Below are 20,377 nucleotides of genomic sequence, written 5' to 3' on the forward strand. Positions count from 1 at the left end.
CTCATCATGGGGACGGCCCCTACCGACCCGCTTTCGGCCACACATCGGGCGCTGGTAGTGCGGTGATAGCAAGGCGATAGCGCGGCTGCCTAGCATCACTGCACCAAGCAACGAGCACTCGGCCGCCCCATCGCTTCGGAAAGCGAGCAGACGTGCGGAAGACCCTCACCATCGCCGTGACTTCTCTGGTCGCGGCGGTTGTCCTCCCGGTGGCCCCCGGCGGGCCGGCTGCCGCGGACATCCCTGGCCTTCTCCCGGCACCAGGAGCGTGCGCGCGGTGACCCCGCTGGACACGCCGTGGCCCGGCACCGGCACGGCCGTCGTCGCCGACGACACCCCGTGGCCGGTGGCCTGACCCCGTCGAGCCGGCTCGCACGGACCCGGTCCCCCCAGCCGTGTGCCGGGGGGACTTTCGGCCGGGCCTCAGCAGTGCAGCCCGCGCAGCTTCCCCGAACACGGCTGTTGTGTCGCCCGGTCCTCCAGGGCCACTTCCAACTGGGCAAGTTCCAGGCGTACTTCGGCCGCACCCACCCGGTCCATGATGCGCTCCCGGGTCGCAATGGCGGCACGCAGCAGGCGCTGGGCGTCGTCATTGCGGCCCAGGCGTGCGCTGACCCTGCCGAGGCGGTGCAGTACCCGCGACTCCCCCACCACGTCCCGCCGCTCCCGCACCTGCCGCAGCAGGTCGGTGAGCACCTCCTCGGCCTCCGTGTACCGCCCCTGACGCTGCATCAGATCACTGAGCACATAGCGCACCTGCAGCTCGACCCGGCGACTGCCCGCGCCCCGGCAGATGTCCAGGGCCTCGTTGAGATAGCCGCCGGCGGTGCCCCAGTTGCCACGGTCGCCCTCAAGGCGCGCCATGTGCACCAGCACGCTGGCCGCACCGACATGGTCGCCCGCCTCCCGGAACTCGCCGAGCGCCGCCCAGAAGTGGCCGAGCGCGGCCTCCACGTTGCACTGGCGCGCCTCCAGCAGGGCGAGATTGCGCCGGGCCAGGGCGCAGCCGTGCACATCGTCGAGCGAGATGAACAACTCCAGTGCGGACACCAGTCGTTGGCGGGCCGCGTTGAGCTGCGAGCGGCTCAGGTGCAGCGAGCCGAGCGAGCACAGCAGCGCCGCACGGCCGCGCTCGGCGCCGGCCATCCGCACGCTCTCCAGCGCCTGCAGATGCGTGGCCTCCCAGTCCTCGAAGTAGCAGCGCGCCTCGAACAGCGAGACGAGCCCGGTGGCCAGGTCCCAGCAGGCCTCGGCCTGACCGGTGCGGGCCGCGAGGCCGACGGCGGCGCACACGTTGGCGCGCTCGGACTCCAGCCAGCCCAACGGGTCGGCCAGCGCCCGGTCCAGGTTGAGGCCGGCCGGGCTGCAGCGCGGCGCCGGGCCGTGCAGGACGGTGAAGTCGCCGCCGTAGATCCGCCGGTGCGCCTCGTCGACGAGACTGAGCCAGCCGCCGATCACCCGGGCAAGGGCGGCATCGCCGTCGTCGGTGTCCCGGTGCCGGTCCAGTTCCTCGCGGGCGAACAGCCGGATCAGGCCCGGCAGCCGGTAACGGGGGCTGGATGTCGGATCGCTGCCCACCACTTCCAGGAGCTGCGCCTCCACCAGCTGGTCGAGCAGGTCGACGGCCTGGAAGAGATCCACGTCGAGCAGGGCCGCGGCGACCCAGCCACCGGTCGAGGGCCCGTCGAGCAGGCTCAGCAGGCGCAGCAGCCGGCGGGCGCCGTGGTCGAGGGCCCCGTAGGACAGGGCGATTCCGGTACGGATCGCCAGGTCTCCGTGGGCCAGTTCGTCGAGGCGCCGGTGTTCGTCGGAGAGCCGCTCGACCATCCACGCCAGCGACCAGTGCGGGCGGGCCGCGAGCCGGGCCGCCACGATCCGCAGCGCCAGCGGCAGCCGGCCCACGAGGCGGCCCAGCGTCTCGGCGGCCTGCGCCTCGCTCGCCACCCGCCGCTCACCGACGACACCGGCGAGCATCCGCAGGACCTCGTCGTCCTCCAGGACGTCCACGGCCAGCGCCCGCACACCCGGCAGACCCGCCGCCCGCGGGCTGCCGGTGACGAGGACGGCGCCGGCGCCGGCGCCGGGCAGCAGCGGGCCGAGCTGGGCCTCGGTCGCCACGTCGTCGAGAACCACGAGCACTCGCCGCCCGGCCAGCAACTGCCGGTACAGCGCGGCACGTTCGTCGCAGGACGCGGGCAGTGCCTCACCCGGAACACCGAGCGCCCGCAGGAAGCGGCCGAGGACATCGCCCGCGGTCAGCCGGCGACCGGGCGCGCGTCCCAGGTCGCAGTACAGCTGACCGTCGGGGAAGGCACGGGCGATCCGGTGGGCGGCGTGCACCGCGAGGGCGCTCTTGCCGATGCCGGGCGGCCCGGTGAGGACAACGACCCGGACGCCGGTGGCGTCGGACCCGGTGAGCAGCTCCTCGGCGGCCCTGAGCCGATCGGCCCGGCCGACGAAGCCGACGACGTCCGGCGGCAGTTGGCAGGGGATGGCCGCGGGGCCGGCGCCGTCCGCAGCCACGACGGCCGCCGGCACGGGGAGCTCGCCGTCCGCCGGGGGCTCGACGGCGGCGGGCGGCGCACTCGCCGCTGCGGCCGAGGTGATTCCGGCCTCGCCGGAGAGGATGGCGCGCTGCGTCTCCCGCAACTCGTCGCTGGGTTCCAGCCCCAGTTCCTCCACGGCGAGCCGACGGCCGACCCGGTAGGTCTCCAGCGCCTCGGCGGTCCGCCCCGAGCGGTGCAGGGCGAGCATCAACTGGCCGCGGGTGCGCTCGCGCAGCGGGTGTTCGGCCAGCAGCGCCCTGAGTTCCCCGACGAGTTCGGTGTGGCGTCCCGCGTCGAGCCGCAGTCCGGCGTAAGTCTCCAGCGCGGCGAGGCGGGCTTCTTCCAAATGCTCGGCGCGCAGCATCAGGCGGTCGCTTCCGATGCCGCTCATCGCCGGGCCACGCCACAGGGAAAGAGCCGACCCGAGAAGTTCCCGTGCTTCACCGACACGGTTCCTTCGCATCAGTACCTGCGCTTCGGAAACACCGGAAAGAAATACCTGACTGTCAAGTTCCCCTTCAGAAACCCGAATTACATATCCGGAGCCTTTGGTGACGATGACCGAAGGGCGCCCGCTCTTCGAAAGTAACGTCCGCAGACGCGATATGCAGGTCTGAATCTGCGTGCGCGCGGTGAGCGGTGGATTTTCCCCCCACACCGCCTCCATCAGCCACTCTGCACTGACCACGCGGTTCGCCTCAAGGAGCAGAGCGGTCAGTACCGTCTGTATTCGACCGCGCGGCACCCGACTCTCCGGTGACCCCTCGAAGACGACTTCGAGCGGGCCCAGAATTCTATAGACCGGACCGTTCCGCATCACCATGCAACCCCCTTGGTGTTTGTGAACCTGTTCCTGCGAGGTCGAGCTTGCTGACCGGCGCTCACGAGCGGCTGTGCCACAACACACCGCTGGAGGCTTGCCGGGGCTTCGGTCGTGGAGGCAACGGAGCCGCCCGAATCGGTAAGAGCCCGGGGAAGGCGCACAGGTTGACGACCGCGATTTCGGGGATCAGTTTTCGCGTGGATTTCCGGAGCCGGAGGACAACACAGCACGCCGCGCTTCGCGCATGAAGCCTGCCAGAAGGGGCGAGAGAGTGGTGTGGGCGCCAGTCGGCTCACGACAGGCTGCGTGGCGTATGCCCCTTCTCCACTGGTCGCGCTCCAACTCGTGCTGACAATGCGCCTGGTCGCGTGCGGTCTTGCTCCTCAGCAGTCCGGTAACGGCAGAACCTGCGAGGGCGGAGAAGGCGGTCAGGGCCGTCCATGCTTGATCCATGGCGGGAGGCTAGCGGCGGGGTGGAGGGGATACCAGTGCTTCTGGCATCTCAGTGCCTTTCATGTCATTTCGAGTCGTTGGTGACGAGCTTCTTCACGTTGGTGGCGAGCCTCATCACGTTGGTGGCCGAGACGGGCAATGGGCCCTCCCTGGCCGTACCCGCGGACCGCAGCGGCACGTCCGCAGCCGTCTGCGGGTAGCGCCGGTTGGGCACTGCCCGGCCCAACGCGCCCTGTCATGCCGGGTCGTGGGCCTGGCCTGCCGGACAGCCCGGTGCTCCGTCCCCTCGACGCCGGTAGCACCCGCGAGGTCCGCCCGCTCCCGCGAAAATCCCGAGGTGGGCGCGGACGACGTCAGGCTCCGGCCGGCCGCCCCTCGTCCCCCGCTCCCGGGGCATTCCCGGACACGACGCCCCTCAAATGCCGCAGCCGGGCCTCGGCATTGGTGTACGCGGCCTTCGCAGCCAGGCCACCGGCGGCCGGCCGGCCCTGCCCCGGTGCGGGCGCGTACGGGCCCTGGTGCGGAACGGCCGGATATCCGGGATGTGCCCCGGGCCCGCCGCGTAGGCGTCGGCGCGGCACTCGGCGCGACGGCGCAGCCAGGCGATCAGGACCGGTCCGACCGCGATCGCGAGGGCCGGCCACCAGTGCCTCTCTGCGAACGTCAGGGTGAACAGGAAGAGGACAAGCAGCACCGAGAGACACCGGCCGCAGGCGATTCCCGCCGGGTTACGCAAGCCGAAGAGCCTGGCGAGGCCGAGGAGAATACCGCGTCCCACCACGCGGGCGGGCAGCGCGCACCAGTCGTCGATCACGCCTGCCCACGTGTGCCCGCCCACATGATGACCGAGTTCGTGTGCGAGCACGGCCGCCAGCCGGGAGTCGGGGAGCCGCTCGACCGCCTGCCGGGTGACGGCGACGATGTGGCCCGCGGCGGCGGTGGCGTTCAGCGAGTCCCGCTCCTCGATCCACAACTGGTAGGTGTCCGGGCTGACTCCGGCACGTCGGGTGACCTGTTCCCACACCACGTTCAGTCGCTGGGGGCGGATGAAGAGCTGCCCTGGGCCCGGCAATCGGGACCAGCGACAGACAGACCACGGCAACCCAGCCACCCTGTCTCCGCTACACCCCAGGGGTTGCCTCAGTTGCTAACCCTCGACCCCTCCACCCAAACCAACTCAGCCCGCGCAACGGCGGCGGTGGCGGGGTTGGTGGTCATGGCGTGGGTCTCGTTCACGTGTCAGGGGCAGGCGAGCTTGGCGAGGATCTCGTTGGCGACGCGGTGGCCGGATTCGGCGGCGCCGTCGATGTAGCCCGCCCAGCGGGTGGCGGTTTCGGTGCCGGCCCAGTGCAGGGGGCCGACCGGGCGGCGCAGGGCCGGGCCGAAGCGGGTGAGGGTGCCGGGGGCGGTGAAGGCTCCGTAGCAGCCGCGGCTGTATTCCTCCTCCGCCCAGTCGCGTTCGATGTAGGCGAGGGGGTTGCGGGCCTTGGGGCCGAAGTAGCCGACTAGGTCGTTGATCACCTGGGCCCGGCGCTCGGCGGGATCCATGCGGGAGCCGGTGTCGGCGTGGCGGCCTTCGAGGAAGCCGACGAGCACGCCGCATGAGGCGTCGTGAGGGGTGTTGTCGAAGACGGTGCCAAAGGGGCGGTGGGTGCTGTTGGCCTGGCCACTGAGGCCGGCGTGGCGCCAAAACGGCTCGTCGTAGGCGACGTTGACCTTGATGACTCGGCCCATGGGCATCCGCTGGACGAGCTGGTCACGGTCGCCGGGCAGGGACGGGGCGAAGCGGATGCGGGCGGCGAGCGGCGGCGGGACGGCGATCACGGCGCGGCGTGCGTGGACGGTCAGGCCGCTGCGCGTGGTGACGCGGACACCCGAGGTCGTCGCGGGCTGCCAGTCGATGTCGGTGACGGGCGCTTCGAGGACGACCCGGTCGGCGAGCTCCTGCGCCAGTTCGAGCGCGAGGCGCTGCGATCCGCCGACGACGCGGTCCTGTTGAGCCCCGTCGACGACGTTGATCAGCGGGGCGAGGCCGCCGGCGGAACCGACGTAGAAGGCGGCCCAGAGCGCGGACATGTCCTCGGGCTCGGCGGAGAACACCCCCTCGGTGACCAGCCGGAAGAAGGCCCGCCCGCCCGTGGTGCGTGCGGTCCTGCGCAGCCAGGTGTCGAAGGTCTGGCGATCCAGCCCCTCAGCCCGGGGCGCCCGCCACGGATCGGTCGCGGCGACCTGGCGGGCGATCCGGTTCAGGCGGTACTGGGTCTGCCCGATGTCGGCCAGGACCAGCGGGTTCAGCTTCGGGATCCGGCCCGTGTACTGGTAGCGGGTGGCGCCCAACTCCCCGATGTGCTCGCCGGCGTCGTACGTCGGGTAGGTCTCCAGGCCCAGTTCCCCGATCAGCTCCATGGCCTGGTGCTGGGTGGGGCCGACCCACTGTCCGCCCACCTCGATGGGGGCGCCCCCGGGCAGCTCCTCGTTGAGGAGCCGACCGCCGACACGGTCGCGTGCCTCCAGGACCAGCACGTCCGCGCCGTTCCGTACCAGGTCACGGGCGGCCACCAGCCCCGCCACCCCGGCCCCGACGATCACGGCGTCCACTGACTTCTCCATCACGCCCACCCTTCATACGCAATGAACCTGGCATACAGAATGTATGTGATATCCATGGTGTATGGAACCACTGCGCGAGAAGTACGCGGAGAACACCCGCCGCACCCTGCTCGACACCGGGCTGCGGCTCTTCACCGAACGGGGCTATGCGGCCGTCTCCGCAGAGGAACTCGTGCGCACCGCCGGGCTGACCCGGGGCGCCCTCTACCACCACTTCAACGGCAAGCCCGGACTCTTCGAGGCCGTCTTCGAAGAGCTGGAACGGCAGGCCACCGAACGCATCCGGGCGGCGATCACCCCCGTACCCGATCCGCGCGAGCGCGCTCATCGCGGCGTCGATGCGTTCCTCGACGTCTGCGCCGAAGACGCCTACCGGAACATCGTGCTCCAGCAAGGGCCGATCGCCCTGGGCTGGCAACGGTGGCGCGAACTGGACCAACTACACCTCGGCGGCCTGGTCCTCGACCTCGTCAACGCCGCACTCGACGCCGGCCGCCTACGGCCCCACCCGGCCAACCTCGTCGCCCGGGCCTTCTACGGCGCACTCACCGAACTGTCCATCACCATCGCGGAGACCGACGAGCCGGAGCAGGCCCGCACCCAGGCGGCGAACCTCGTCCGCGACCTCATCGGCGGAGTGGTGACCGACGCCGACGCGCCGTCCGCATGACCCGCCGTGCCCCTGCCCTCCGCGACCGCGACCAGAGATCCGCACAGCGTCAGTCGATCACTTGAGGAGTGGTGGTACCTCCGGCACCTCGATTGCGTTCGCGATGTCGGTCGGCGTCAGCTTGAAGTTTTCGGGGTAGGCGTCGCGCTGTGTGCGGCGGGCGGGCTCGGTCGTGCGCCAGGTGTACAGGCAGCGGCCGCACTGGAGCACGTTCCATACGTCGGGGACGGGTGAGGTGGCGAGCCGAGCGATCGTCTCGAAGGCGCAGCGGGGGCAGGGGCCTTGGGCAGGTGGGTTGTTGGTCATGGGGTTGTGCTGTCCTTTTCGAGTTCGAGGGGGCTGGGGGGGTGTTCAGGCGCGGTTTGTGAGCATGTTCTGTAGTCGGGTCGCCCACTGGGCGGTCTCTGGGAGGTCCTTGGCGGGTGTGGAGAAGTTGCCGCGGACGTCCGGCGCGACGGGGGTCGTCGCATCGGTGATCATCTTGCTGGTGATGCCGGCGGGTTGGGCCGCGGGAGCCAGTTCCAGGACGGACAGGTTGGGGATGATGACGACGTCGTCCTTCGGGTTGACCTTGGCCGACATCGCCCACATGACCTGCGGCAGGTTGAAGGGGTCCACGTCCTCGTCGACGAGGATCACTTGGGACACGTAGCCGAGTCCGTGGGGTGTTGTCATGGCGCGCATGCCGACGGCCTTGGCGAAGCCGCCGTACCGCTTGGCCGTGGAGATGATCACCATCAGGCCGTGCGTGTACATGGCGTTGACGGCCTTCACCTCGGGGAACTCGGCGCGCAGTTGCTTGAGGAGCGGCACGCAGGTGTTGGGGCCGACGAGGTAGTCGCACTCGGTCCACGGCATGCCGAGGTAGAGCGATTCGAAGACCGGGTTGGTGCGGAACGAGACGCGGTCGACGCGGATGACGGGCATGCGGCGCCCGCCCGAGTAGTGGCCGGTGAACTCGCCGAAGGGGCCCTCGATCTGTCGCTTGCGCGATTCGATGGCGCCTTCGATGACGACCTCGCTGCCCCACGGCACGTCGAAGCCGGTGAGTGGCGCGGTGGCGATCGGGGCGGGGGCCCCGCGCAGTGCGCCGGCCATCTCGTACTCGCTGTGGTCGTAGGCCATCGGCATCCCGGCGACGATCGCCATGACCGGGTCGTTGCCGAGGGTGATGGCGATGGGCAGGTCCTCGCCCAACTCCTCGGCCTTGCGTAGGTGTTGGGCGACGTCGTGCATGGGGACCGGTTGGAAGGCGAGTCGGTTGGCGCCGATGACTTGGATGCGGTAGGTGCCGACGTTCTGCTTGCCGAAGTGGTCGGGATCGGCGGGGTCGCGGGAGACCACGGCGGCCTTGTCGAGGTAGAAGCCGCCGTCGCCGTCGTTGAGGCGGAACAGCGGGAGGATGGAGAAGAGGTCGACGTCGTCGCCGTGTTGGGTGTTCTCGCGCCAGGGTGCGTCCTCGCGGCGCTCGGGTGCGACGGGGAAGGCGTCCCAGCGGCGCGCGAACTCCTCCACCTGCTCCTTGACCGTGGTGTTCTTCGGCAGTCCGAGTGCGAGCGCGTGGTTGGCCCAGGAGCCGTGCACGTTCATCGCGATCCGGGCGTCGGTGAAGCCGGTGACATTGTCGAAGTAGAGGGCGGGGGCGTTCTCGCCGATGCGGCCGGTCGCGTTGGCGGCGGCCGCGAGATCGGGCTCGGGCAACACCTCGTCGGTGATGCGCAGCAGTTGACCCTCCTTGTCCAAGGTGTCGAGGAAGCTGCGCAGATCGTCATAGGCCATGGGTAACTCCTTTGCTGGGGAGGGGACTTCAGGCGGCGCCGCGGGAGGCGGTGCGGGCTGCGCGCATGCCGGCCCAGCGCTTGGCGGCGGGCGCGGGCAGCTCGAACTGGTCGAGGATGCGGGCCACCACGTGGTCGACGATGTCGTCGACGGTGCGCGGGTGGTTGTAGAAGGCGGGCATGGGTGGCACCAACTGCACGCCCATGCGGGCGAGTTCGAGCATGTTGTGGAGGTGGATCTCGCTCAGCGGGGTCTCTCGTGGGACGAGGACGAGTCTGCGGCGCTCCTTGAGGACGACGTCGGCGGCGCGCGCGACCAAGCCTTCCGCGTATCCGGTCCGGATTCCGGCGAGGGTCTTCATCGAGCACGGCACGATCACCATGCCGTCCGTGCGGAAGGAGCCGGAGGAGAGGGTGGCGCCCTGATCGTCGGGGTGGTGCGTGACGTCCGCGAGCGCGGACACCTCCGCCACGGACAGGCCGGTCTCCAGCTCGATCGTCGTGCGCGCCCACCGGGTCAGGACGAGGTGCGTCTCCACGTCCGGCAGCTCGCGCAGGTTCTCCAGGAGCCGGACACCGAACGGGGCGCCCGTCGCCCCAGTCATTCCCACGACCAACCGCACAGGAGATCTCCTCACACGTTGCCGACCTGTGCTTTCACGCTAGGAGGCGGTCCGGCCGCGGCGGCGGTACGCTCGGGACTCACGATGGGGAAAAACGGACAGGATCGGCACCCTGACGTCAGGGACCTGGCTTACACCCCGACCGTCGGCGCACCGGCCGGGGTCGAGGTGATGGAGCTCGCCGCCCTCTACGAGCGGGCGCGCCGCCACGGCAACGACCCGTACGCGCCGCTGCGCCCGTCCTTCCACCAGTTGATCGGGGCCCGCGACCGGCCGCTGCTGATGGGGGTGGACTTCGTCGACTACGCACTGCGGCCGGGGTCGTGGCTGTGGATCCGGCCGGGGCAGGTGCAGCGGTTCGGCCCGGGTCTGAGGGCGGCGGACGGGGTGATCGTGTTGTTCGAGGCGGGGTTCCTGCCGCCCGCGACCGTGGCGGCGGCGCATATGGACCCGCCGTACGAGCAACGGCCGCTCACACCCGAGGGGCCGGAGGCGGAGGGTGTGCGCCGTGCCCTGGATCATCTCCGGTACGAGTACGGGCAGTTGGCGTCGCTGCCGTTGCAGACACACACCGAGGTGCTGCGCGCCCTGCTGTCCGTCCTGGTGATGCGGCTCGCGCAGGCTCGCGGTCCGGCTCCCCGGCCCGCCGCCTCGTCCGAGGTGTTCCGCCGGTTCCACGCGGCCGTGGAGCGGGACCACGCGGTGACCCGGCGCGTGGAGGACTACGCGGCGGCGCTCGGTTACAGTCCGCGCACGCTGACCCGGGCTGCGTCTGCGGCGGCGGGCCGCACGGCCAAGCAGTACGTCGACGATCGGGTGCTGTTGGAGGCCAAGCGGCTGCTCCAACACAGCGGCCTGACGGCCAAAGAGGTCGCAGACCGCCTTGGGTTCGCCGATGCCAGCGACTTCACCAAGTTCTTCCGACTGCGGACGGGTGTGACACCGGGGGCGTTTCGGGGCGGCACAGACACCAGGTGATGCTTGAGACGTGGCGCGTGCGTTCAACGCGTTCACGGTGCCCGTGGCTCAGAACGCTTGAATCGCTGACTTCGCTGTGTTGCCGTAGAAATGCGCCGCCGTTCTGTTTGGCGTCGACGTCAGGTGTCGAGTTCGGCCCTCGGTAAGTCTCGGCAGTAGCTCGCCGGCACGCCTTGTGGCATGAGCGGGACGGGCGCCGGGCCGGCGCGCATCGCGGCCGTGTCGTCGCAGACCGTGCCGGTTGTCGCTGGTTCGCCCGCATGCGAGGAGTTGCCGTGGCTGATTGCTGTGCCGTGCTGTTCCCTGGTCAGGGTGCCTATCTGCCTGGTGCGCTTGCCCGGTTGGCTCCTGACGAGCCGTTGGTAGGGGAAATGCTTGGCGTCCTCGACGAGGCTGCGCGCGCTGTGGGGCGGGCGGCCCCGTCGAAGCTGCTGCTCGACGAGGCGGCCCCGCCGCTGGCCGAACTGGTCGAGCGCGCCCCCGCGGACCTGCACGCGGCGTTGTTCGCCGCCGAGGTGGTGTTGTTCGGGATTTTGACGCAACGTCATGAGGTGTGTCCGCAGGTGTTGTTGGGGCACAGTTTCGGTGAGTTGGTCGCGTTGACCGCCGCAGGGGTGTACAGCCCTGCCGACGGCATGGCGCTGGTCGCCGCCCGTGATGACGCCTTCGCCGCCCGGCCCCCGGTACGTGGCGGAATGGTCGCGCTGGAGCTCTCCGCCCACCGCACCCGCGGTCTTCTCGATGCGTTGGGGGCGTGGGAGGTGACCGTCGCAGCGGACAACAGTCCGCGGCAGTGCGTGGTGTCCGGCCCGGCGGCCGCGCTCAAGGGGGTGCAGCGGGCGGCGGAGGCCATCGGTATCGATGCGACCGCGTTGCGCGTGCCCTATGCCTTCCACCACCGCGGTCTGGCGCAGGTCGCCGTGGATTTCGCCGGCCGGGCGGCGTTGTTGGCGACTCGGCCGGCCAGGTACCTGCTGCACTCGGCGATCCTGGGGCGCGCGGTGGAGGACCAGGACGCGGTCGCCGAGTTGGTGGCGGCGCACTTGGTGCGGCCCACGCGTTTCACCGATGCGATCCGGCGCCTGCACGCTGACGGGGTGGAGGTGTTCGTCGAGTGTGGGCCGCGTGGGGTGTTGTCCGATCTGGTCACGGCGACGGTGCCTGGGGTGCGTACGGTGGCGCCGTTGCGGCAGCGCGTGGACGGGGCCGGTTTGGCGGGGGTGTTGTCGGGTGTGGCGGGGGTGGGGGTGGTTGAGCCGGTGGTCCCGTCGACGCCCGTCGCCGTCGGCGGGGCCACTGTGTCCACCGGTGTTGCGGTGTGTACCGGTGGGGGTGGGCCGGCTGCCATGCCGGCCGTGCAGGCGGAGGCGGACCCGGCCGCCCCGGGCGTCGTGGAGGCCGCGCCGAGCGTCGTGGACCGCCCGGATGAGCTGCCGGAAAAGGGGGCTCTCATCGCCGTGTTGCGGGCGCGGTACGCCCAGGCCCTGGGCTATCCGCCGGAGGTGTTGACCGACGATGCGGACCTGGAGGCCGACCTCGGGGTGGACTCCATCAAGCAGACCGAGTTGTTCGCCCAGGTCGCCACCCACTACGGGCGCAGCCTGCCGGCGGAAGGCTCCCGGCTGACCTCCTACACCACGCTGGCGGCCTTGGCCGAACTACTGCCAACGCTGCCAACGGACGGTGGCGGTTCGATCGGGGCGGCGGCGTCGTGAAGCGGTTCGATGGCAAGGTCGCGCTGGTCACTGGGGGTGGCAAAGGGGTGGGTGCGGCCATCAGCCGCGAACTCGCCCGCGGCGGCGCGCATGTGATCGTCAATCATTTCCACTCACCCCAGGCGGCCGAGGCGACCGTCGACGCCATCCGCCGAGACGGTGGGAGCGCGCGGGCGATGCGGGCGAGCGTTGCCAAACCCGAGCAGGTCACCGACATGTTCCGGGCGATCGAGCGGGCGCACGGTGGGTTGGACATCCTGGTCAACAACGCCGCCTGGGGCGTGTTCGCGGCCTACGACGACCTGACCGACACCGAGTGGCAGCGGGCGTTGGACGTCAACCTGCACGGCGCCCGTCGGTGCGCGCTGGCCGCGGTGCCGTTGATGCGCCGCCGCGAAGGTGGGGCGATCGTCAACGTCTCCTCGATCGGTGCCGGACTGGCGTTGGACAACTATCTGTTGGTGGGGGTGTCCAAGGCCGCGTTGGAGGCGCTGACCAGGTATCTGGCGGCCGATCTGGGCCCGTTGGGCATCCGCGTGAACACCGCCTCTGCGGGCCTGTTGAACAACTCCACCGCCGGGCTCTTCCCAGGGGCGACGGAGTTGGCCGCGACGTGTTCGGCGGCGGCTCCGTTGGGTCGGGTGGGCGGCGAGGACGAACTGGCCCGCCTGGTCGCGTTCTTGGCCTCGGAGGACGCCGGTTGGGTGTCTGGGCAGTGTCTGTTGGCCGACGGCGGTCTGTCCACCGGGCGGGCGATGCTCACCCCGCACCCCGCCGCCGCTCCCCCGGTCGTCGAGCCCTCGCCGCCCGCCGAGCCCGCATCGACCGCCGGCCTCCGGGCTCGGTCACCAGCCAGCGAGCCCGCGCCGCGTTCCACTGCGATCCCACCGTCGGCACCACCGGCCCCCCACACGGTGGCGGTAGTCGGCATGGGCCTGGTCGGGCCCGGCGTGGACGATCCGGAGATGTTGTGGCGGCGCCTGGCCGAAGGGGTACCGCAGTTCAGCGAGCCCGGCGCGCGGTTCCGCCTGGGCGACTTCCACCGCGCCGATCCGGCCGCGGACCGTACCTACGGCCGGGTTGCCGGGTACGCCCGGCCGCGCGGTGCCGAGGGCACGGACTTCCTCACCGACTGGACGCACACCGCGCTGACCCAATGCCAGGCACCCGCACTGACCGCCGGCGGGGCGCGGGCGGCGTGCTTCGTCGGTGCCTGGAACGAGGGCAGTCAGCACGTGGAGGAGAGCCTCCTCGTCGAGACCGCCGCCGAGGCGATCGCCGCGCACTGGACGGGCAGCGGCGACGACGCGCGGGCCCGTCTGCACGACCACTATCCGCATGCCGGCACCCTGGCGGAGCATCTTCCGCTGGCTGCCGTGCGCGCCGCGGTGGACCGGTTGCTCTCCCCCGGGACGCCGGTTGAGGTGATCGACACGGCCTGCTCCTCGTCGTTGTACGCCATCGACGCCGGGGCCCGCGCGCTGCTGGACGGTACCTGCGAAGTCGCCCTGTGCGGCGGGGCGTTCTCCCTGGGCCCCCGCTACGACGTGCTCTTCGCGCAGTTGCGTGGCCTGAGCCGAGCGGGCACGGTGCGGGCACTGGACGCACGCGCGGACGGGGTGGTGTTCTCCGATGGCGTGGGGTTCGTCGCCCTCAAACGCCTCGACCGGGCGCGCGCCGACGGCGACCGGATTCTGGCCGTGCTGGCCGGGTTCGGCGCGGCCTGCGACGGTCGTGGGCGGGCGGTGCACGCCCCGAACGCCACCGGTCAGCGCCGTGCCCTTGAGCGGGCACGTGCGGTCAACGGGGTCGCGCCGCAGGACGTGGACTGGGTGGTGGCGCACGCCACCGGCACGCCAGTCGGTGATGAGGTCGAACGCGGGGTCCTGGCAGATCAGTTGCCGACGGCGTGGTGCACGTCGAACAAGTCCGTGGTGGGCCATACCGGTTGGGCCGCCGGAGTGCTGTCGGTGATCCATGCCCTGAAGGCGATGGAGCACTCGACCATTCCACCGCAGGTTCCCTACACCGCGCCGGACGGGGCCGCGGCGTTGCGCGTGCCGACCGCGCCGGTTGCCTGGCCCCGGCCCGGTGATCGGCCGCGCCTCGTCGGGGTGTCGTCGTTCGGGTTCGGAGGCACCAACGGTCATCTTCTGCTCCAGGATGCCCCTGGAGTCGGTGAGGTGGCACCCGCGTCACTGCGCGACGCGGTCGAGAACGACCCGGTGGTGGCCGTGGCCTGGTCCGCGCACCTGCCTGGCAAACCCACCCGCGCAGATCTCGCCCGCCGCCTGGCCGACGGTCAACCACCCGCCACCAGCCGGTCGTTCGGCCCGAACTACCCCTCTCCGTCCCTCACCGAGGTGCGGATGCCGCCCCGTACGGCCGCGGCGATCGACCGCGCCCAGCTCATGGCGTTGCAAGCGGTCGCCCGACTGAACGAGGACCGCCGGGCACCCTGGTGGGAGGGCCTGGAGGAAACCACCGGGGTCTTCGCCGCGCACACCGGCGTTCCCGCCAACTCGCCGGGCGTTACCGTGCGTTGCTACGCCAGCTCGCTCGCCGAGTTCGCCCGTCATGCCGAGGAACACGTCCCCGGCGGCCGGGGGTTGGCGAAGGCCACCCGGACGTGGCTCGACGGTGTGCTGCGCGCGACAGAGCCGTCGGGCGAGGACACGCTGGCCGGACTGATGCCCAGCGTCATTCCCGCCCGCGTCGCCTCGCTGCATGATCTGCACGGCTTGGCCATGACGCTCGACGCCGGCCCGGAATCGGGGCGGAGCGCGCTGCGTGCCGCCGCCGGGCATCTGCGGCGCGGTGACCTCGATCTGGCCGTGGTGCTGGGCGTCAACGGTACCAGCGGCCCGTTGTTCGCCCGCCTCCACCGCCTTCCCGCCGAAGTACAACCGGCGGAAGGCGCCTTTGCGTTGGTGCTGACGCGGGCCTCGATCGCCCGCGCCCGGAACTGGCCCATCCGCGCCGAGCTCGACGCCCTGTTGCGGACGCTGCCCGCGCAGGCCCGGCCGGCGCGCGGTTGGAGCTACCTCGGTGCCGACGACCTCGTCCATGTGCTGCGCCACCTCAGCAACGACACCGATGGATCCCAAGCCGCCCCGTCGCCCACCACAGTCACCCCGCTGACCTGGCGGCACACCCTGGCCTGGCACCCCACCGATGCCGTCTCGGCCGCGCAGGCAGCACCACCGGCGCACACCCTCGTCATCACCGACCCGGCGCAGGCCGACGCGCTGCGCCCCCTCATCCAGGCCAGTGCGCACAGTCACCTGCTCGCCGTCGGCCCCACGACCGATCCCGCACACGCCGTCGACCAGGCGCTCGCCGAAGCGCCGCAGGGCTTCCGCCACGTGCGCATCATCGCCCGGCTCCATGACGCCCCTGCCTGGCCGCTCCCGCCGGCCGATGGGCTGTTGGCGGTACAGGAAGCGGGCTTCTGGGCCGTACACCAGCTCCGCGATCAGCTGGTGCGGGACGGCACGGTCGCCGCCGCGGTCCTGTCGCCCTTCCCCGACCAGCATCCGGTGCCGCACGCCCACCTGTTCACCGGGTTCATCAAGTCCCTCGCCTGGGAACTGACCGGCTGCACGGCACGGGCACTGGTCACCGATATCGACAGTGCCCGCACGGCGCTGCGGGCACTGGACGACGAACTCGCCCGGCCCGCCGACGGGTTGCCCGTTGCCCACCAGCACAACGGCACGCGGTACGTAGCGCGCCTCGTCCGCGACGAACCCGCCCCGCCGCATGCCTGGCCCCTGGCGCCCGGGGACGTCGTGGTGGCGACGGGCGGCGCGCGGGGCATCACCGCTGCCTGTCTGCTGGGGCTGGCCCGGCAGATGCCGCTGCGCATCCATCTGGTGGGTTCCAGCACCCTGGCGGACGTTCCGGAGGAGTTGCTGAGCGCTGCACAGGAGGAACTACCGCAGGCACGGGCGGAGTTCATCGCCGCCGAGCGCGCGAAGAACGGCACGCGTCCGGTGCGGGAGATCAACGCCTCGTTCGACCGGCTGCTGCACGCCCGCGAGTCCGCGCGGACGCTGCGCGCTCTGCGCGAGCTGTGCGGCGAGCAGCAGGCCCGTTTCCACACCTGCGACGTGACCGATCCGGTCGCCGTCCAGGCCGTGGCCGAGGCCGTGCGCGCGGCGGAGGGCAGGGTCGATCTGCTGGTCAACGGTGCCGGGTTGCACCACCCCGGCGACCTCTCCCGCAAGACCCTGCACGGCATGCGCCGGGTCCGCGACGTGAAGCTGCGCGGCTACCACCATCTGCGCGCGGCGTTCACCGGCGGGCTGACGCCCCGCCTGTGGTGCAACTTCGGCTCCGTGACGGGCGTGGCCGGACTGCCTGGGGAGAGCGACTACTCCCCGGCGAACGACTTCCTGTCCGCTGCCGCGCACGCCGGGCCCGAGGGGGAGTTCACGATCGCCTGGACGATCTGGGACGAGACCGGTCTCGGCTCCGGGGCCGTCGTCCAGTCCTACACCGCCCGCACCGCCCGCCTGTCGCGCATGACCACCGCCGAGGGCGTCACCCACTTCCTCACCGAACTCCGCCGCCGGCCCGGATGCCGCAGTCGACTGGTCACGTTCATCGGTGAGGCCGAATACGCCTCCTTCGACCGGCACTTCCCGGGCCTGCGCACTCCCACGGACAGCCCTGCGTCGGCGCTCGCAGACAGCCCTCCGTCGACGCTCCAGGAGCCGTCGCCCGGGCTGCTCGGCACGCCGGTCAACGAGGCCACCGACCAGGCATCGTGGGTCCTCACGCTGGGTCTCGACACCCACCCGTTCCTGCGCGACCACCTCGTGGACGGCCGGCCGACCGTACCCGGGGTGATGCTCGCCGACCTCGCCGTTCAAGCCGCCCGCCACCTGGCGCCCGGCCTTCCGGTGCGCAGCATCGACGACCTCACGTTCACCCGTTGGGTACGCGCCCGCACCGACGGCAAACCCGCAACATTCGCCATCGCCGCGCGCCGCCGTGGGCCGGAACGACAGCCGTCGGTCACGGTGACCATCACCTCCGACACCATCGCCCCCACCGGACAGATCCTGGCCAGGCACCGCCCCCACTTCGAGGCCACCGTCCACCTCGGCGGGCCGCCCCTCCCACCGGAGCCGACCGGGACCGGTGACTCCCTCAGCACAGACAGGCAGGTGAGCGACCCTTACTACCAGACCGCCTCCCCGGTACTGCTGACCGGGCCGTTCCGTGCCACCGACCAGTGCCGCACCAACTCAACCTGCTGTCAGGCCCGTTGGCTGCCCGGCCCCGAGCGTCTGACAACACTTCCCCGACTGCTCACCCCCTCGGCGCTCCTCGACAGCCTGGCGCGCCTCCCCGCACTGCGACCGGACCCGACCGGACGGCAACCCGTCGCCGTACCCCGGCACATCGAGCGGATCATCCTGTCCGAACCCGGCGACGACCGCACCCTCCTGGCCCGCTACCCCACCGGCATCCAACTGCATCACTCCTTCACGAACGGCACCAGCACCGCCCTGGCCCCCGACGGGAGGGTGGTGGCACAGATCACCGGCATGCGGGGGACGCCCCTGGCCCATCTGCCCGCGCCCTCCCATGACGCCACCACACCGGCCTGAGCCCCCACCCCGTCAACTCGCCTCCGTCCCGGGGCCGGTGGAGATCTGGTGGCGCCGAACCAACACCCTCTCGCCCGGCCGGGGGCGAACACTCCTCCGCGACGCGATCGCCACCCGCTACCACCTCCCAACCTCCCACGTCACCATCGACCAAGACGACCGCGGCAACCCGACCCCGCTCCCCGTCGACGGTCTGCCCCCGCTCCAACTCACCGCCGCACACTGCGCGTTCATCGCCCTCGCCGGCTTCACCGCCGACACCGGACTCGACATCGGAGTCGACATCGAGATGCTGTCCGGCCCGCCCGACCCCGCCCTCCTGCGCCACGCGCTGTCCTCCCGCGAACGCTCCTTCCTCACCGGCCAACCCGCCCCCATCCAACGTGCCGCGTTCCTGAGACTGTGGACCGCGAAGGAGGCCGTGGCGAAGGCCATCGGATGGCCGTTGTTGCGCGCCCTGGTCGATGTCGAGATCACTCTCCATCCCCAACTCGGTCTGCACCGGCTGGCGGAGAACACCACCCCGCGCGACTGGCGACTGAGCGCCATCCAGCTGCCCGGGCTCCCCCACACCATCACCCTCGCCCTGCACGGCCGCCGCGTCCTCTAGCCAGCCCCCCACAGTCCCGAGCCAAAAACTCACGCCGCCCCGGTTACTCCTTACTGCTCGGCCTTGCCGGCAGGGTGACCCGTACGAGCAGCCCGCCGGTTGGCTGTGCCCGGGCCGTCACGGTGCCGTGGTGGCCGTGCGCGATGGAGCGCACGATCGCCAGGCCCAGTCCGTGTCCGGTACGGTCGCTGGCCACGCGGGGGTTGGCCCGGTAGAAGGGTTCGAACAGGCGGCCCACCACCTCCGGGGCCACTGCCGGCCCGGTGTTGGCGACCTCCAGAACGACCTGGTCGTCGTGGTTGTCGACCCGTACCTGTACCGTGCCGCCGGGCACGTTGTGGGTGCGGGCGTTGTCGACGAGGTTGATGACGAGTTGTCGGAGCAGGGTGGCGCTGCCTTGGACGTGGCAGGCAGCCGCGGCGGTGGCGGTTGTGGCGGCGGCGAAGGTGACGGAGACCCTGGCCGCCTCCTCCGTCTGCTCGGCGGCCGTGGCGTTGACGACCCCTTCGGCAAGTTCGGCCAGGTCGACCGGTTCGGCGTCATCGATCGCCTGGTCCGCCACCGCGAGTTGGAGCAGTTCCTGCACCACGCGGATGTTGCGCTCGTTGGTCTCCCGCAGCATGGGTACCAGTTCGGCCAACTCTTCCCGCGACGGGTCGGCGCCTGCCATCTGGAGGATCGCCCGGGTCGTGGCGAGGGGGGTGAGCAGTTCGTGCGAGGCGTTGGCGGCGAACCGTCGATGGGCGGCGAAGGACTCCTCCAGGCGGCCCAGAGTGGTGTCGAAGGTGTCGGCCAGCTGCTTCAACTCATCGGCGGGGCCTTGGGCGTTGATGCGGTACGACAGATCGCCTTCGCTGGCCTTGGCCGCGGCGCGGTTGATGGTGTGCAGGGGTGCGAGCAGCCGCCGCGAGACGATCCACCCCGCGCCGAGGCCGACCGCCAGGACGAGGAGCACCCCACCGATGGAGACCAGGAGGACCGTCGACCAGACGTCCTCCTTGTCGCGGATCAGTCCGGACGTGTCGAGTGGCTGGCCTTTGTGCAAGGTCTTGGGGGGCTGGGTGCCTGGCGTCGGGCCGGGCGATGTGGGCGTTGGGGGCGGTGCCTTGACGGGGGTGGTGAGGTCGTAGGTGGGCAGGTAGCGGATGCCGACGTAGATGATGGCGACCATCAGGGCCGAGCAGGCCGTCAGGGCCCCGCCGAAGCCGAGGAAGAGCCTGGTGTGGATGCTGAGCGTGCGGGGCCGGCCGCGTCCCCGGCGGAGTCTCACTCGGACCCCAGGTAGTAGCCCGCGCTGATCGCGGTGTGCACGAGTCGGGGTTCGCCGAGCTTCCTGCGCAGGGTGTGCACCACCAGGCGTACGGCGTTGGTGAGCGGGTCGGTGTGCGCGTCCCATGCCTTGTCCAGCAGGTATTCGGGGCTGAGGACCCCGCCGTCGGCGCGCATCAGCAGTTCCAGGACGGCCAGTTCCTTGGGCGTGAGGCGGATCTCGGTGCCGGCTCGCGTCACGCGGCGGCGATGGGTGTCGAAGCTGAGGTCGGCGCAGGTCAGGACGGGCGGGTGCGCCATGGGGCTGCGTCGGTACAACGCCCTTAGTCGCGCGACGAGTTCGGGGAAGTCGAAGGGCTTGGCGAGGTAGTCGTCCGCGCCCAGGCCGAGGCCCGCCACCTTGTCGCCGAGTCGGCCAGCGGCGGTGAGCATCAGGATGCGGCAGTCCAGGCCCATGGCGACGATGCGGCGGCAGACCTCGTCGCCGTGGACCTCGGGCAGGTCGCGGTCGAGCACCACCGCGTCGTAGTCGTAGACGGCGACCCGTTGCAGCGCCGTGTTGCCGTCGTGCACGACGTCGACGGCGATGGATTCGCGGCGCAGTCCGAGTTCCAGGACGCGCGCCATGTACTGCTCGTCCTCGACCACCAAAACCCGCATGCGCGCCGGACCTTCCGCGTT

The 20,377-nt window shown here is 71.1% G+C and carries 13 protein-coding genes; 5 read left to right on the forward strand and 8 right to left on the reverse strand.

From position 1 onward, the window contains the following. Window positions 1–423: 423 nt before the first annotated feature. From ACFVFQ_RS03930 to ACFVFQ_RS03940, 3 genes are all read right to left on the reverse strand, one after another. Window positions 424–3,369 (reverse strand): BTAD domain-containing putative transcriptional regulator, encoded by a 2,946-nt coding sequence (locus ACFVFQ_RS03930; protein ID WP_383408156.1) that lies wholly within the window; start codon window positions 3,367–3,369, stop codon window positions 424–426. Between the two features lie 868 nt (window positions 3,370–4,237). After that, complete coding sequence (locus ACFVFQ_RS03935) at window positions 4,238–4,849, reverse strand: M48 family metalloprotease (RefSeq protein ID WP_383408159.1); 612 nt, start codon at window positions 4,847–4,849, stop codon at window positions 4,238–4,240. 212 nt (window positions 4,850–5,061) lie between these two features. After that, a complete protein-coding gene (locus tag ACFVFQ_RS03940; protein ID WP_383408162.1) occupies window positions 5,062–6,432 on the reverse strand; it encodes a flavin monoamine oxidase family protein in 1,371 nt (456 codons plus the stop codon). 61 nt (window positions 6,433–6,493) lie between these two features. Between ACFVFQ_RS03940 and ACFVFQ_RS03945 the strand changes: the two genes are divergently transcribed. Further along, entirely contained in the window at window positions 6,494–7,102 is a 609-nt protein-coding gene (locus ACFVFQ_RS03945; RefSeq protein WP_383408165.1) for a TetR/AcrR family transcriptional regulator, read from the forward strand. A gap of 57 nt (window positions 7,103–7,159) precedes the next feature. On the opposite strand, the gene ACFVFQ_RS03950 is transcribed toward ACFVFQ_RS03945, so the two are convergent. The 3 genes from ACFVFQ_RS03950 to ACFVFQ_RS03960 are packed head-to-tail and all read right to left on the reverse strand — an operon-like array spanning window position 7,160 to window position 9,503. Beyond that, on the reverse strand, window positions 7,160–7,408 hold the full coding sequence (locus tag ACFVFQ_RS03950; protein WP_383408168.1) for a non-oxidative hydroxyarylic acid decarboxylases subunit D: 249 nt from the start codon (window positions 7,406–7,408) through the stop codon (window positions 7,160–7,162). 45 nt (window positions 7,409–7,453) lie between these two features. Next, a complete protein-coding gene (locus ACFVFQ_RS03955) occupies window positions 7,454–8,881 on the reverse strand; it encodes a non-oxidative hydroxyarylic acid decarboxylases subunit C (RefSeq protein ID WP_383408171.1) in 1,428 nt (475 codons plus the stop codon). Between the two features lie 28 nt (window positions 8,882–8,909). Next, complete coding sequence (locus tag ACFVFQ_RS03960; RefSeq protein WP_383408174.1) at window positions 8,910–9,503, reverse strand: non-oxidative hydroxyarylic acid decarboxylases subunit B; 594 nt, start codon at window positions 9,501–9,503, stop codon at window positions 8,910–8,912. Between the two features lie 84 nt (window positions 9,504–9,587). On the opposite strand from ACFVFQ_RS03960, the gene ACFVFQ_RS03965 reads away from it, so the two are divergent. The 4 genes from ACFVFQ_RS03965 (at window position 9,588) to ACFVFQ_RS03980 (ending at window position 18,427) form a co-directional block, all read left to right on the forward strand. Then, window positions 9,588–10,481, forward strand: coding sequence for a helix-turn-helix domain-containing protein (locus tag ACFVFQ_RS03965; RefSeq protein ID WP_383408176.1), 894 nt, complete (start codon window positions 9,588–9,590; stop codon window positions 10,479–10,481). Between the two features lie 371 nt (window positions 10,482–10,852). Next, window positions 10,853–12,196, forward strand: coding sequence for an acyltransferase domain-containing protein (locus ACFVFQ_RS03970; RefSeq protein ID WP_383408179.1), 1,344 nt, complete (start codon window positions 10,853–10,855; stop codon window positions 12,194–12,196). Next, window positions 12,193–17,817 carry an SDR family oxidoreductase gene (locus tag ACFVFQ_RS03975; protein ID WP_383408181.1) on the forward strand — a complete coding sequence of 1,875 codons (5,625 nt, stop codon included), beginning with the start codon at window positions 12,193–12,195 and terminating at the stop codon, window positions 17,815–17,817. The genes ACFVFQ_RS03970 and ACFVFQ_RS03975 overlap by 4 nt, the downstream gene beginning before the upstream one ends. Continuing rightward, window positions 17,795–18,427 (forward strand): 4'-phosphopantetheinyl transferase family protein, encoded by a 633-nt coding sequence (locus ACFVFQ_RS03980; protein ID WP_383408184.1) that lies wholly within the window; start codon window positions 17,795–17,797, stop codon window positions 18,425–18,427. Before ACFVFQ_RS03975 ends, ACFVFQ_RS03980 begins: the two co-directional genes overlap by 23 nt. A gap of 43 nt (window positions 18,428–18,470) precedes the next feature. On the opposite strand, the gene ACFVFQ_RS03985 is transcribed toward ACFVFQ_RS03980, so the two are convergent. Together ACFVFQ_RS03985 and ACFVFQ_RS03990 are read right to left on the reverse strand one after the other, a co-directional pair. Continuing rightward, a complete protein-coding gene (locus ACFVFQ_RS03985; protein ID WP_383408191.1) occupies window positions 18,471–19,697 on the reverse strand; it encodes a sensor histidine kinase in 1,227 nt (408 codons plus the stop codon). Beyond that, a complete protein-coding gene (locus ACFVFQ_RS03990; protein WP_383408194.1) occupies window positions 19,694–20,356 on the reverse strand; it encodes a response regulator transcription factor in 663 nt (220 codons plus the stop codon). The genes ACFVFQ_RS03985 and ACFVFQ_RS03990 overlap by 4 nt, the downstream gene beginning before the upstream one ends. Window positions 20,357–20,377 lie beyond the last annotated feature (21 nt).

This window comes from Streptomyces sp. NPDC057743, from assembly GCF_042798755.1.
Taxonomy (GTDB): Bacteria; Actinomycetota; Actinomycetes; order Streptomycetales; family Streptomycetaceae; genus Streptomyces.